The sequence below is a fragment of the Aquimarina ulvae genome (assembly GCF_053613295.3).
Genome location: NZ_JBSIBP030000002.1, coordinates 76,843 through 90,746 on the forward strand (window position 1 = coordinate 76,843; position 13,904 = coordinate 90,746).

Genomic DNA, 13,904 nt, shown 5'->3' on the forward strand with positions numbered 1-13,904 from the left:
CAGCATCCGTTTCATAACGGATGCTGTTTTATATACAATAAAAAAAAAGAACTTACTATTAACTACATTCCCATCTAAAATCAGAAATCTTAAACTTCTTATTCTTAAAATTATAATGCCACCATTCGGTTTTTATGATAGAAAAGCCATGTTTTTCCATAACCTCTCTAAGTAGTGTACGATTGGCTATCACATCATCAGACAACTCCTTATACGAATGATGCGCTTCTTTACCAAAATGGTCAAAAGTAGTTCCCATATCCAATTGATCTCCTTGTAAATTGGTGAGCGTAATATCTACTGCAGCACCTTTGTTATGAATGGATCCTCCTTTAGGATCGGCAACGTATCCTGGGTTAGGAAAGATTTTCCACATTTTTTTCTGTACACTATGAGGACGATAACAGTCGAATAATTTAATCCTATATCCTCTTTTCATAAAATCCCTATTTGCTTCAATTAATGCTTTTGCTACTACTCCTCGAACATAACATTTCGCACAGGAATACACTGCTTTTTTCAAAAAATTATCCGCAGTGGCATATTTCATATCCAAGACAAAGTTATTCGAAAGCGTTCCTATATCTACGAATTCATCATCTTTTACCTGATCTTGTATGATTTTTTTATTGTCGTGACGGTCCAAAGAGTCCTGCCATTCGCGCATATGCTTTTCTACCTTCTCTGCGCGTAGCTGAATCGCTTTAGATTTTTCTAACAACGCCAACGTACTAGCACTGGTCATTGTTGTTACTGAAGTTTCCTTACAAGAAAAAAGTAAGGCTAAAAATGTAAAAAACAGTAATTTTTTTACCATATCCCTTTCGTTTTTGATCACATTTATTACAACAAATTTTCCATACCAACGAAGTCATATGGTTAGTAAATTTTACGAAAAAACACACCATACAATATCAATAATTGCAATCCAATAAAAACTGTAATCCAATATTTCCCTAATTTAAAGATACATTGTTTTGGCCTACTATTAAAACAAAACGCTTTTTTTTAACAAAAACTGAGCGGTGGAATACCTCTAAATAAACTTCATATTTTCTTTAAAGTATCAATTACGCTACCACAAGTAAGCATTTGATCTCCATAATATGGATTTCTAACCTCTTTTTCTTTGCTCAACCAAATGGCTCCGTTATTATTATCTACCATTGGACATTTTTGAATATAAATATCATCTTGCAGAAGGTTCATACTCCGAACCAATATTGCTAACCCTGTATTCAAATTTACAAAATAATCTCGCTGATTTGATATATTATTGGTTTTAGTAATCCCTTCTAACATTTCGAGAATCGTATGTACATGTTTTAATTCTTTTTGTTTTAATTCATTAGTATTTATGTCTTTCAACTTATTTAGCATTTTTTCAGAAAACCTGGATGCATCATTAGCATTACTTGCTACCAAGGCGTCTTTCAAAAGAAAATACGTTGATAAAGCCGCTCTAAGTTTTTCCTGAAAACTATTGTGCAGTATTGTTCCCTTATTTTTTTCTTTAGTTCCAGATATATCCGTGACTCGATTATCATTCATCATGGATTTTTTACCCTGCAACTGTGCTGCAGCGTCTACAGAAAAAGTTCCGTTAGTAACAATTTCTTCGCCTTTACTCAGTCCATCGAGAATCTGATAAGAATCGTTATTAGCATTTCCGAGTGTTACCGCTCTCATCTCAAAAACAGGTTGATCAGACACTGACTTCACATATACTACTGATCGTTTTCCAGTCCATAGAACAGCACTTTTCGGAATTGTTACGGCTGAGTCAATGATTTGACCCGTGACACAAACCATTCCTTCTACAAACATTCCTGGTTTAAAAATTGAGTTATTATTTTGCAATACTGCACGCACAGTTATTGTTCTGGTTTTTGTATTAAGGACCGGGTCTATAAATGAAATTACCGCATCAAAAACCATATTAGGATACGCATTGGTTTTGATAGTAATCTTTTGACCTTTTTTTAATAAAGGGATTTGATTTTCATAGGCATCAAAAGACGCCCAAACTGTACTAAGATTTGTAGTTTTAAATAATACTTGACCTCTATCTATATGATTTCCCTCATTAACCATTTTTTCTGAAACTACTCCTGTAACTTGGGAATGAATAGGAAAAGTTTCTTTAATTTTACCTGAAGATTCTATCTGATTGATTTGTTCTTCTGAAAGTTTCCTTAGTTTTAATTTGTTTCTGACTGCTTTGTATAACGCCGGTTGTTCTTTTTTAAGAGCTAATGCTGTTAATAGTTCTTGTTGTGCAGCAACTAATTCTGGAGAATAAATAACAGCAATCCTCTGTCCTTTATACACTTGTTCTCCCTCTGAGTTTATTAAAAGTTGTTCTATCCGGCCGGAAAAATGAGTAACTTGAGCTGTATTTGCTTCTTCATTTTCCTTAATCCTACCTGATAGTTTTAATGCACCAGTATCTAAACCCATTTTGCCAACCATTGACGTTTGTATATTTGCTAATGCCATCGCATTTTCTGTCATGCTAAATTGATCAGGTCCAAGACCATCTGAAGTAGTCTGTGCAGGTATCAAATCCATACCACATATTGGACAATCCCCAGACTCTGATTGCTTAATCTGAGGGTGCATAGAACAGGTCCAAATTTGGGCTGAGACCTCAGCTGACGGATGGTAATCTTTTATAGCTACTTCTTCAGAATTATTTCCGAAAATGAGATACCCCAACAACAATCCAGCCAATACTGCAACACCTATATAAATACTGTTTTTTTTCATCTCAGTTATCTTTTAAAATCTTTCTAATGATTGTTGACCTCCTTCTTTTAACCATCTCCTTCTATTTTTCTTATAAGAATATTTTTATAAGCATCCATATTGCCATAATAAGCATAATGGTGTTTTCTATAAACGTAGCTTTAGTCATAGGTAATTGAAGGGCAGTTCCCAAACAGGCACACTGAATACTTTTTTTATCAATCAGTACTTTTGTGACACCAATAGTTGTTATACCTAACACCAGAACGGTTATAACTAACGCTATTTCAATTCTAAAACGCATTAAAAACATAAGTCCCAATCCTACTTCTATAAAAGGATACGCCCATCCATAAGCAGGCAATCTCTTAGCTAATGGATCATACATCCTAAAAGATTCAGGGAAGCCTTTTAGGTCAAGGATTTTAAAAAAACTAAATACCACATAAAACAACCCCATAAAATCTAACATGAAATCCCCAGTTTGCCAAGGATCAAAATTAAGTAATAGAGATGCGACCGTTATATAGCCAAAAATCAGAAATAGTGGAAACAGTTGCTGTAGTTCATTTTTTTCCTGAGAAACTTCTGTATCAGATTCCGAAAAAACATTAGTATTATTAACTTTGGTACTAATTGAATATTTTTCTGGTAATGCGTTTTCAAAAACTTCGACCTCTAATTGTTTCTTAGAGGTAATAATAGTTTCTTTGCTTTCGAGATTTACCGTAGCACTTGTCACATCGGGAATTGAATTCAGAATATTTTCTACACTGGATCTACACCCTTCGCAAGTCATTCCTTCTATATGATATTTATTTTTCATTGTATCGTTTGATTCACACTACCACATTTCAACATCTTATTTCCGTAGTACGGATTACGAACTTCTTTGGAGTCAGACAACCAATATCCTCCATTTCCTTCAAAAGCCATTGGGCAAAATTGTTTATACACTTCTCCAGAAGTAATATCTGCATTGCTAATCAATTTTTCAGTCTCTTCAGTTAATGTAACAAAAAAGTCTCGTTGCTTTTTAATGTCTTGCGTTAGGGAAATCAATTCTGCCGTAGCTTTAAGTTGCTTATTTTCTTTGGGATCCTGAAGTAGGTCAGCTAGTTTTTTAGCCTCCTGTTGTACGAGCGTAGCATTAGAATTGACCAGCGCTTTCTTAATCATGAGATACTGACTATATATTTTGTCAATATTTTCATCTGTAAAAACAACATCACTTCTGGTATCTGTTTCATTCAGATCTACCGTAGCAGCAATGGTCACCTCCTTTTTTTTAGTAACTGTTTTTGTTTCCTCTTTTTTATCTTTTCCACAGGATATTAGTGAAAAGATTATTACTAAAACGGTGATGTTTAAAATTGTTTTCTTCATTTTATTACTTTTTATAAGGTTATACATTTTACTAGTTATTAACGTAAATAATTAAGGACTGCGGTTTGCATAAAATACATGGATATCGCCTGTATTTTTTTGTTCTCAAAATCCAATAACATTTGTTGGATATCTAATATTTCTTCAAAATCCAATTGTGCCGTTTGGTACTCGGATAATAGCACTTTTTCTGCTTGCTTTGCCTGTTCTAGATTTTTTTGTTGTGTATCGTAATTAATTCGAGCTGTAATCCTATTATTGATGGCCTCTTCCATTAGGTTTTCTAAATGATTCTGAGAAGATTCTCTTTTTTGAAGCACCTCTTCTTTCTGAAATTCATATTGTTGAGATCGAGAGTTATGTTTTTTAGAAAAAACCGGAATAGTAAAGGAAAGCATTGGCATCACGATATCTTTACCGTTATCTGAGAAGCTAATATCAGGACGCTCCTGAACGATCACATAATCTAACCCAAAACCTATAGATGGCAATGCTTCTTTCATGTTTACTACTTCTTTTTTCTCCAGCAGATCGCTTAGATGGTCATAGGTAAGTAATTCTGGATGGTAGACAATATCATCCAGCATCATGGTTGGTTCCTCTTCTGGGATAAATAAATTATCTGGGACAACCAAAGGATCGAAACCATCTCTATGTAATAACTGATTCATAACTGTTTCGGCAGTAAGAATCTCTCCTTTTAGGATTTCTTTCTGATTTTGAAGATTGTTTTTAGCAATGTTTAATTTTAAAACATCAACGGTTGAAGCTAAGTTATTTTCTACTCCTTTTAGCGCTATTTCGATATAAGTATCTAACAATTCGTCTTGTTCCTCCAATACATTTTGTGTTGCTTTTAGCTTATATAGCTTATAATATATCTGTTCTACTTGTAAAGTGATCTTTCTTTTGGTAATCTCTAGTTTATTTTTATACACATCACTTTCTAAAGAAGCAGCTTCTTTTCTTGCTTTAATTGTTCCAAACCACGGAATATTTTGTTGTGCTGTAAACTTAGCTTTTTGTGCTCCGGTTCTGGTTTCAGGTTCACTGATAAAATATCCGGTTCCTATTTTGGTATTTGGCAAGCTTCCAGCTTCATTTACTTTTTCTATACTTGCATCCAATGCATACCGAAAAGCCTTAATCTCTGGATTATTTTGTTGTGCTTCTTTAATATATCCCTGAAGTGTTTGCCCACTTATTAAATTAAAAATAAAAAGTGAAGAAATAAAAAAAGCTCTTTTCATACTCTTGCTGAAATCTAGGTTTATAAAATTTTCAAAACAAACGATATCTTTCTTCATATTATAAAATGTTTTCACTTTCAGTTCTTTCCTTTTCTTAATAAAAATTCTTCTCTCCAACTAAACAAAACAGGAACTACAAACAAAGTAATCAACGCAATTAGCATCCCTCCAAAACTTGGTATGGCCATGGGAATCATAATATCACTTCCTCTTCCTGTAGATGTTAAAACCGGAAGGAGTGCCAATATAGTTGTTGCGGTGGTCATCAAACAAGGGCGTATTCTTTTTTCGCCTGCTTCTATGACAGAGGTTCTGATTTCTTTTACTGTTTTTGGCTTATTTCTTTTAAAGGTTTGGGTCAAATATGTTGCCATAATTACACCATCATCCGTTGCAATTCCAAATAATGCAATAAATCCAACCCATACCGCTACACTTAGATACACTGTCTTTATTTGGAAAAACGCTCTTAAATTTTCACCAAATAAATCAATGTTTAAAAACCAATCTTGTCCATATAGCCAAATCATAAGAAATCCTCCGGCAAAAGCTACCGCAATTCCTGTAAAAACCATCAGCGATGTCGCTATTGACCTAAACTGAAAATACAATATCAAAAAGATGATGATCAAAGCTAACGGTACAACTAATGACAATGTTTTTTCTGCTCGTAATTGATTTTCGTAAGAGCCTGTAAATTGATAATTCACTCCTTTAGGAACAATTACTTCTCCACTCTTGATCTTATCTTTAATCAATTTCTGCGCATTTTCTACTACATTTACTTCTGCAAAACTGTCTTGTTTATCAAATAATACATATCCCACAAGAAATGTATCTTCACTTTTTATTACTTGCGGTCCTTGCTCATATCGTATTGTGACTAATTCGTTTAAAGGGATCAGATTATCTTTTCCCACAGGAATATAAATATCCTTAATAACATCTGGGTTAGATCGTAATTCACGAGGATAACGTACTCTGATACCATACCGTTCTCTTCCTTCGATAGTTTGTGTAAGCTCTTTTCCTCCTAATGCTACCTCTAATACTTGTTGAACATTTTCGATCGAAATTCCATAACGAGCAATACGATCTCGGTCTATATCAATTAATAAATAGGGCTTGCCTACGATCCTATCGGCAAAAACTGCTTCTTCTTTTACTCCCTCTACTTGTTTTAAAATCTGTTCCAGTTGAATTCCAAAAGCCTCAATCGATGCCAGATCTTGCCCTTTTACTTTGATACCCATTGGAGCCCTCATTCCAGTTTGAAGCATAATTAATCTGGTTTCAATTGGCTGCAGTTTTGGGGCAGAGGTAACACCCGGAAGCTTCGTTACTTTTACGATTTCTTTCCAAATATCATCTGGTGATTTGATATGAGAACGCCAATTTCTATAGTACTCTCCATCTTCGTCAGGAATTAATAATTTTTTCTCTACACTTGCACTAGTAACAAATGTACCGTCTTTTAACTCGAATAACCCTTCTCCGTTTACTTTAAAACGCTGACGATCGCCATTAACACCTAAAGCGTATTCTGGTTTATACAGAATAATATTCTCATACATCGATAGTGGAGCCGGATCCAATGCCGATTCTGTCCTACCTGCTTTACCAACTACCGTTTCTACCTCTGGTATCGTTGCTACGGCCATATCTAGCTGTTGGAGCACTCGTTTATTTTCTTCCACTCCAGCGTGTGGTAACGATGTGGGCATTAAAAGAAATGATCCTTCATTAAGGGATGGCATAAATTCTTTTCCCGTATTCTGAAAAATTAATACTCCGGCTACAATCATCAAAACTGGCAATGATAAAAACAATAATTTGTTGCGTAGTGCCCAAACCAAGATTCTTGCATAATACTTCCTAAATAAAACAAACACTCCTAACAACCCGAAGCAAATGATACCAACGAAGATCAGATTCCAAAAAATATTGTTATCTACTCCTAAAGGTCTCCAATATGTTGCAAGAAGAAAAACTACAGCTATTGCTGAAACTATAGTATGAACCAGATTAGATTTCTTTCCAGAAAGTTTTTCAGTAATTAATAATAATCTCGTTATGCCGAATGCAATAAGAATCAAACCTAAAAAAGTACCATAAAAAACCGCTAACAATCCAGATATAATCAATACCAAACCAATCACATAACTAGCAGTTTTTTTAATAGTCCGTTTTCTAAATAAAAGTGCTGCAAAAGGTGGAATTATAAATAGTGCAATAAGAATTGATGAAGCAAGTGCCATCGTCTTGGTAAATGCCAATGGACGAAAAAGCTTTCCTTCCGCACCGATCATTGTAAATACCGGAATAAAGCTTATAATTGTCGTTAATACAGCCGTTACTAGCGCTCCTGAAATTTCACTGGTAGCATTATAAACAACTGTATTTATTGACAGCTTACTTTTGTTTTCTTCTATATGACGTATGATATTTTCTGATAGTATAACCCCCACATCTACCATAGTTCCTATCGCAATAGCAATACCTGATAATGCTACTATATTTGCATCAACTCCAAATATTTTCATGGCTATAAAAACCATCAAAACTGCAACCGGTAATAATCCTGAAATTAAAATCGAAGCTCTTAAGTTAAAAACCATAATGATAATTACCAGTATCGTAATCAGTACCTCCAGAGTTAATGCTTCTTTTAAGGTTCCCAGAGTTTCCTGAATCAAATCAGTTCTATCATAAAAAGGAACAATGGTTAATTGGGATGTTCTTCCATCTTCAAGCACTTTAGAGGGTAATCCTGTACTTAGTTCTCCTATTTTATTTTTTATATTGGTAATAACTTCTAATGGATTTGCTCCATATCTAGCAACAACTACACCTCCTACAACCTCTGCACCTTCTTTATCGAGAATTCCTCTTCTGGCTTTGGGTCCAAGAGAAACCTTAGCAATATCTTTTACTTTTATAGCCGTATAACCTTCAGAAACTACAATGGCGTTTTCTATATCTGCGATTGATTTCACATATCCCAAACCACGAACAAGGTATTCCACCTGATTAATCTCTAGTGTTTGAGCACCAATATCCCGATTTGTTTCTTTCACCGCTTCTACTACCTGATGCAATCCGATATGATATTGCTTCAAGAGTTCTGGATTGATATCTACCTGATATTCCTGAATGTATCCTCCTATGGATGCTACCTCAGAAACTCCATTTGCCGAAGACAAGGCGTATTTTACATAGAAATCCTGTATATTTCTCAACTCTTGTAAATCCCAGCCACCCGTTACTTTTCCATTTTGATCCCTACCTTCTAAGGTATACCAGAATATTTGACCTAAGCCTGTAGCATCTGGACCTAACATCGGTTTCACTCCGTTTGGCAGTAAACCACTGGGTAAAGAACCAAGTTTTTCCAAAATCCGGCTTCTACTCCAATAGAATTCGATATCCTCTTCAAAAATGATATAAATACTAGAAAAACCAAACATGGAAGAACTACGGATAGTTTTAACGCCAGGAATCCCCAACAAAGTAGTCGTTAATGGATACGTAATCTGATCTTCGATGTCTTGAGGAGATTTTCCCGTCCATTTTGTAAATACAATTTGTTGATTCTCCCCAATATCCGGAATCGCATCTACTGCAACCGGATTACTGGGTAAAAAACTATAATCTGATTGAAAAGGAGAATAAACAAGGCCACACGACACAAAAATTAGCAATAGCAGTATTGCTACAAGTTTATTTTCTATTAAAAATTTAATGCTTTTGTTTAGCATACTAGTGATTTAGCTAAATTAGTAATAAGCTACTTAGATTCAAGAAAAATGAAAGAAAGAACCTATAAGACAACAATTACAATTGCAAGTGTGTCTGGCTTAAAAAATCAACTACATCAAATTAAAAAAGTTTCGTGAAGAATACGTATATCCTGAGCAAGTTCTGGTGGATCATACTTTTTGTAGCTATTTCTTTTCTCTCCTTGTATCAAAAAGAGATTTTTATATGAATTGAAAAAAGATACAACGAATAGTTGCTGCACTAAATCTATTTGATCAAAAGAAACCTTAAGCTCATCCTGGCCTTCTATCACAGTAATCTTATCCTTGCAACAAGAAGTTTTCTTTAATTCTATCTCGTGACTATCAGTATGATCCATCATCTTCATCCCACAATCTTTTGCTTTAGAAAATACTGCAACATCCACTAGGAACCTGCCACAGTAATGTTTTTCTACAGTAAAAGATATAGTAGAAAGCAGTACTAAAAAAGCTAGTAACAACGACGCTATTTTATGGAAACCTCTTTTCATTCTAGGAACAAAAATACGTAATATTTAAACAATCACGGTTTTTTTGAACTTCCCTTAGAATTTTTAACAAAACAATACCATTCCAAAAAACCAATGTATTTAAAATTTTTAAATACTTTTGCCGGAAAATTGTAAGGAATGCTATTTGAAAATTTAAAGCCAAAGGTTATTGACATACTTAACAATGAAGGTAATTCTGTTACCGATAGGTTACATCAAATTTGTCAACTACTTAATGAAAATATAGATTATTATGATTGGGTTGGTTTTTATTTCAAAAATGGTAATAAAGAAGAACTAAAACTACGCACTTACGTAGGTGAGGAGACCGATCATACCACTATTCCGTTTGGCAAAGGAATTTGTGGACAAGTTGCTGTATCCAATGAAAATTTTATCGTTCCTGATGTTCAGGCTCAGGATAATTATATAGCCTGTAGTTATACCGTTAAATCTGAAATTGTTATTCCGTTATTTAAAAATGGAGAAAACATTGGGCAAATTGATATTGATTCTGAAACTCCGAATCCTTTTACCGAAAAAGACGAAAGGTTTCTGGAATATGTAAACAAAGAAGTTGCCAAGATTTTAGAGTAAAGATATTTTCTTCGATCTGCTTTTAGAAACTTGTTCTCCAAGAACCTTAATTTCCTGAAATGTGATATTCTCTGACAATCATCCAATTGCTAATTGGATATCCATTCGCTGTTCAGTTGCATTTCGTTACCATTCCTTTTTTGTTTTAAATATGTTTTTTAGCAAGTATTTTTCTAGTGAAACAACTATGTTCAATTTTTAAAAACCATGAAATAGTTACACTTTCTTTTAAATAAAATTAATAGAAACCACGATTAAGTAGATAAACAATAATACAAACGATTGTATTGTTTTAAATTGAAAAATACCTTTCCTGTCGGCCTAATATTTATGATATTTATATTCAAATAACAGTACTTCAAATAAATAATGTATTATTCAAGTTAATTATAGAGAAATCTCATAAATAAATAAAGCCAATCATATTCTGATGAAGGAGAAGTATATTATAGCATTTGATCAGGGAACCACGAGCACCAGAGCAATTATTTTTGACAATAAGGGTAGTATTTGTGGTATTTCTCAAAAAGAATTGACTCAGCATTATCCTTCATCAGGATGGGTAGAACACGATCCTCTGGAAATTTTCAGGCACCAAAAAGAAGTTTTTGAAGAGGTATTGTCTACCTCTGAAATTGCTGTTGATGAAATTGCAGGAATTGGAATTACCAATCAAAGAGAAACCACCGTGGTATGGGATAAAACGACTGGCGAGCCCATTTACAATGCAATTGTTTGGTTAGACAAAAGAACATCCAAAATTTGTGAAAGCCTAAAACAAAAAGGCTTAGAAGATTACATTTCTAAAAGTACCGGATTGCGAATAGACTCTTATTTCTCTGGAACTAAATTAAAATGGATTTTAGATAATGTAGCTGGTGCCCGAGAAAAAGCAGAAAGAGGAGATCTTTTGTTTGGTACAATTGACACGTGGCTTATCTGGAAATTTACCGAAGGACAAAGACACGTCACAGACCACTCTAACGCCTCCAGAACCCTCTTATACAACATCATACAGCTACAATGGGATAAGAGGATATTAGCAGAATTAAACATTCCCGAAAGTGTACTTCCTGAAGTCCAATATTCTTCATCAGATTTTGGAAGTGTTTCATATCAGGGGAATAACATCTCAATATTCGGCGTAGCAGGCGATCAGCAAGCTTCATTATTTGGCCAAGGTGGCTACAAGTCCGGGATTGCCAAAAACACTTATGGAACTGGTTGTTTCATGTTATTAAACACTGGAAAAAAAGCACATCAATCAAAATATGGTTTGTTAACCACTCTATGTTGTAGTCTCCCGGATGACCCTATTAAATATGCCTTGGAAGGCAGTATTTTTGTTGGAGGCGCTTCGATACAATGGCTTCGGGATAAACTACAGGTGATCACAAAGGCCTCAGAAACTGAAGAGATTTGTAAATCAACTCCATCTTCTGAAGATTTGTATGTAGTTCCTGCGTTTGCCGGTCTCGGTGCGCCATATTGGGATATGAATGCGAAAGGAGCCATTTATGGGTTAACGTTAGATTCTGGTAAAAATGAAATTATAAAAGCAACGGTCGAAGCTCTGGCATATCAAACCAGAGATGTGTTAGACGCTATGATAGAAGATAGCGGAAAACTAATGAAAGAGCTTAAAGTAGACGGTGGAGCATCTGCCAACAACTATTTAATGCAATTTCAGGCAGATATTCTCAATGTTGAAGTTGATCGCCCCAAAATGTTAGAAGTAACAGCACTTGGCGCTGCGTTTCTGGCAGGAATAAAAGCCGGGATTTGGACCAAAAAAGACATTTCGAAAATAAGAGTCACAGATGCAACTTTTAAACCCCAAATTACTGAACATCAACGAAACCGATACTATAGAGGATGGCGGAAAGCAGTGGAGCTTACTAAAACGGTAAACAAAAATATGCTTTCGGTAAAAGAAGAAGGTCCTATCAGGTTTTCTATCTTAGATCGTGAACGACAATTACAACGAGTTCAAACCACCAAATATGATCTCATTATTATTGGAGGTGGCGTAACCGGTGCAGGAATTGCTTTAGACGCAGCCTCAAGAGGACTAAAAGTTTGCCTAGTCGAAAAAAATGATTTTGCATCGGGAACCAGTAATAAATCAACAAAACTCATTCACGGTGGGTTACGATATCTTAAACAGATGGAAATTGGATTGGTAAAAGAATCCGGAAGTGAACGGGCAATGGTTCATAAGCTTGCTCCACATCTGGTCGTACCCGAAAAGATGTTATTGCCTCTAATCGAGGGTGGTACTTATGGCAAGATAATGACTGCCATTGGATTAAAAGTATATGATTTTCTGGCCAATGTAGAAGGAGATGATAAACGAAAAATGCTAAGCATTGAAGAAACGGCAAGCAAAGAACCATTACTGAATAAAAATAGACTTACTGGTGGAGGATACTATGCAGAATACAGAACAGATGATGCCAGACTCACTATAGAACTTCTTAAAAAAGCAGCTTCTTACGGAGCAGACATCATAAATTATTGCGAAATGACGTCTTTTAATTATGACGATGAAGGAAAAATAAAAAACCTGAAATGCTTAGATCATAATCAAAATAAACAATTTGTTATAAAATCCAGAAATTATGTGTCGGCAGCCGGGCCCTGGGTTGATTTACTAAGAGAAAAAGATGCTTCTATGAACAGCAAGCATCTACACCTTACCAAAGGTGTTCATATTGTGTTTTCCAGAGAAAAATTTCCATTGAGCCAATCTATTTATTTTGATGTCCCCGATGGAAGAATGATTTTTGCCATTCCTAGAGGGCGAGCCACTTATGTAGGAACAACAGATACGAATTATAACGCCAACCTTAATCGGGTGGTGGCAACAAAAGATGATGCAACATACTTATTAGACGCAGTAAATAACATGTTCCCAACAGTACATCTGTCTATAAAAGATATCGAATCTAACTGGGCAGGACTTAGACCTTTGATCCACGAAGATGGAAAAGACCCTTCAGAATTATCCAGAAAGGATGAAATCTTTGTTTCTAAAACAGGTTTAATTTCTATTGCTGGTGGTAAGCTCACAGGATATCGCAGAATGGCACAGCGCGTTATTGATACCGTTTTAAAGACAATGAGTACCAATAGACGTGAGCAGTTTTCAAAATCCTTTACACAAAACATCCCACTTACCAGTGAACCTCTAAAAAACACTACTGAGGTAGATCAATATTTAGAAGAAGTAAATCAACAACTTAAAGATATTGGAATCGAAGATAAATATTACGGGACATATTTAGCTACTACTTATGGAAAACAAGCTGACATTATTATTAACAAAATTGATTATTTTTTGAATGATTCTCTTGAAACAAAATTAATACGAGCAGAGGTTTGGTATGGAGTGCATCACGAAATGATCAATAGCCTTGCTGACTTTTTTGTGAGAAGAACAGGAAGGTTATATTTTGATATCCAAAGTGTATGGCAATATCGCTCTATTGTCCAGGAAGATCTAATAAAATATTTGGGGTGGGATGAAAAGCGTCTTCAAAATGAAAATGAATATTTAGATTTATTGTTGCGAGATGCTTCTACATATTATGATTCTGAAATTATTTAAGTTCAACATTATCTGGTTTCCC

Annotated in this window: 9 protein-coding genes; 2 read left to right on the top strand and 7 right to left on the bottom strand. The window is 34.7% G+C overall.

Annotated features, from left to right (window positions below; translation table 11 throughout):
• Window positions 1–58 precede the first annotated feature (58 nt).
• The 7 genes from ACWGOQ_RS03970 to ACWGOQ_RS04000 form a co-directional block, all read right to left on the bottom strand.
• Entirely contained in the window at window positions 59–817 is a 759-nt protein-coding gene (locus ACWGOQ_RS03970) for a M15 family metallopeptidase (protein WP_452056413.1), read from the bottom strand.
• A gap of 230 nt (window positions 818–1,047) precedes the next feature.
• Window positions 1,048–2,769, bottom strand: coding sequence for an efflux RND transporter periplasmic adaptor subunit (locus ACWGOQ_RS03975; RefSeq protein ID WP_452056412.1), 1,722 nt, complete (start codon window positions 2,767–2,769; stop codon window positions 1,048–1,050).
• A 70-nt stretch (window positions 2,770–2,839) separates the two neighbouring features.
• Window positions 2,840–3,574: a heavy-metal-associated domain-containing protein gene (locus ACWGOQ_RS03980; protein WP_452056411.1), complete on the bottom strand. Its 735-nt coding sequence runs from the start codon at window positions 3,572–3,574 to the stop codon at window positions 2,840–2,842.
• Window positions 3,571–4,134, bottom strand: coding sequence for a DUF3347 domain-containing protein (locus ACWGOQ_RS03985; RefSeq protein ID WP_452056410.1), 564 nt, complete (start codon window positions 4,132–4,134; stop codon window positions 3,571–3,573). The genes ACWGOQ_RS03980 and ACWGOQ_RS03985 overlap by 4 nt, the downstream gene beginning before the upstream one ends.
• A gap of 38 nt (window positions 4,135–4,172) precedes the next feature.
• The gene (locus ACWGOQ_RS03990; protein ID WP_452056409.1) at window positions 4,173–5,441 is read right to left on the bottom strand and encodes a TolC family protein; all 1,269 of its coding nucleotides are present in this window, start codon (window positions 5,439–5,441) and stop codon (window positions 4,173–4,175) included.
• A gap of 20 nt (window positions 5,442–5,461) precedes the next feature.
• The gene (locus tag ACWGOQ_RS03995; protein WP_452056408.1) at window positions 5,462–9,142 is read right to left on the bottom strand and encodes an efflux RND transporter permease subunit; all 3,681 of its coding nucleotides are present in this window, start codon (window positions 9,140–9,142) and stop codon (window positions 5,462–5,464) included.
• Between the two features lie 116 nt (window positions 9,143–9,258).
• Entirely contained in the window at window positions 9,259–9,675 is a 417-nt protein-coding gene (locus ACWGOQ_RS04000) for an HYC_CC_PP family protein (RefSeq protein WP_452056407.1), read from the bottom strand.
• Window positions 9,676–9,813: 138 nt separating this feature from the next.
• Here ACWGOQ_RS04000 and ACWGOQ_RS04005 point away from each other — a divergent pair, with 138 nt between their 5' ends.
• Both ACWGOQ_RS04005 and glpK read left to right on the top strand, forming a co-directional pair.
• Complete coding sequence (locus ACWGOQ_RS04005; RefSeq protein ID WP_452056406.1) at window positions 9,814–10,272, top strand: XrtF-associated fRMsr-like GAF protein; 459 nt, start codon at window positions 9,814–9,816, stop codon at window positions 10,270–10,272.
• Window positions 10,273–10,702: 430 nt separating this feature from the next.
• Window positions 10,703–13,882, top strand: a complete 3,180-nt coding sequence (gene glpK / locus ACWGOQ_RS04010) for a glycerol kinase GlpK (RefSeq protein WP_452056405.1) — start codon at window positions 10,703–10,705, stop codon at window positions 13,880–13,882.
• Window positions 13,883–13,904 lie beyond the last annotated feature (22 nt).

Coding starts and splice junctions, on each gene's coding strand:
- ACWGOQ_RS03980 (WP_452056411.1), bottom strand. CDS start 3,574: ATGAAAAATAAATATCATATAGAAGGAATGACTTGCGAAGGGTGTAGA.
- ACWGOQ_RS03970 (WP_452056413.1), bottom strand. CDS start 817: ATGGTAAAAAAATTACTGTTTTTTACATTTTTAGCCTTACTTTTTTCT.
- ACWGOQ_RS04000 (WP_452056407.1), bottom strand. CDS start 9,675: ATGAAAAGAGGTTTCCATAAAATAGCGTCGTTGTTACTAGCTTTTTTA.
- ACWGOQ_RS03995 (WP_452056408.1), bottom strand. CDS start 9,142: ATGCTAAACAAAAGCATTAAATTTTTAATAGAAAATAAACTTGTAGCA.
- ACWGOQ_RS03975 (WP_452056412.1), bottom strand. CDS start 2,769: ATGAAAAAAAACAGTATTTATATAGGTGTTGCAGTATTGGCTGGATTG.
- ACWGOQ_RS04005 (WP_452056406.1), top strand. CDS start 9,814: ATGCTATTTGAAAATTTAAAGCCAAAGGTTATTGACATACTTAACAAT.
- ACWGOQ_RS03985 (WP_452056410.1), bottom strand. CDS start 4,134: ATGAAGAAAACAATTTTAAACATCACCGTTTTAGTAATAATCTTTTCA.
- ACWGOQ_RS03990 (WP_452056409.1), bottom strand. CDS start 5,441: ATGAAGAAAGATATCGTTTGTTTTGAAAATTTTATAAACCTAGATTTC.
- glpK (WP_452056405.1), top strand. CDS start 10,703: ATGAAGGAGAAGTATATTATAGCATTTGATCAGGGAACCACGAGCACC.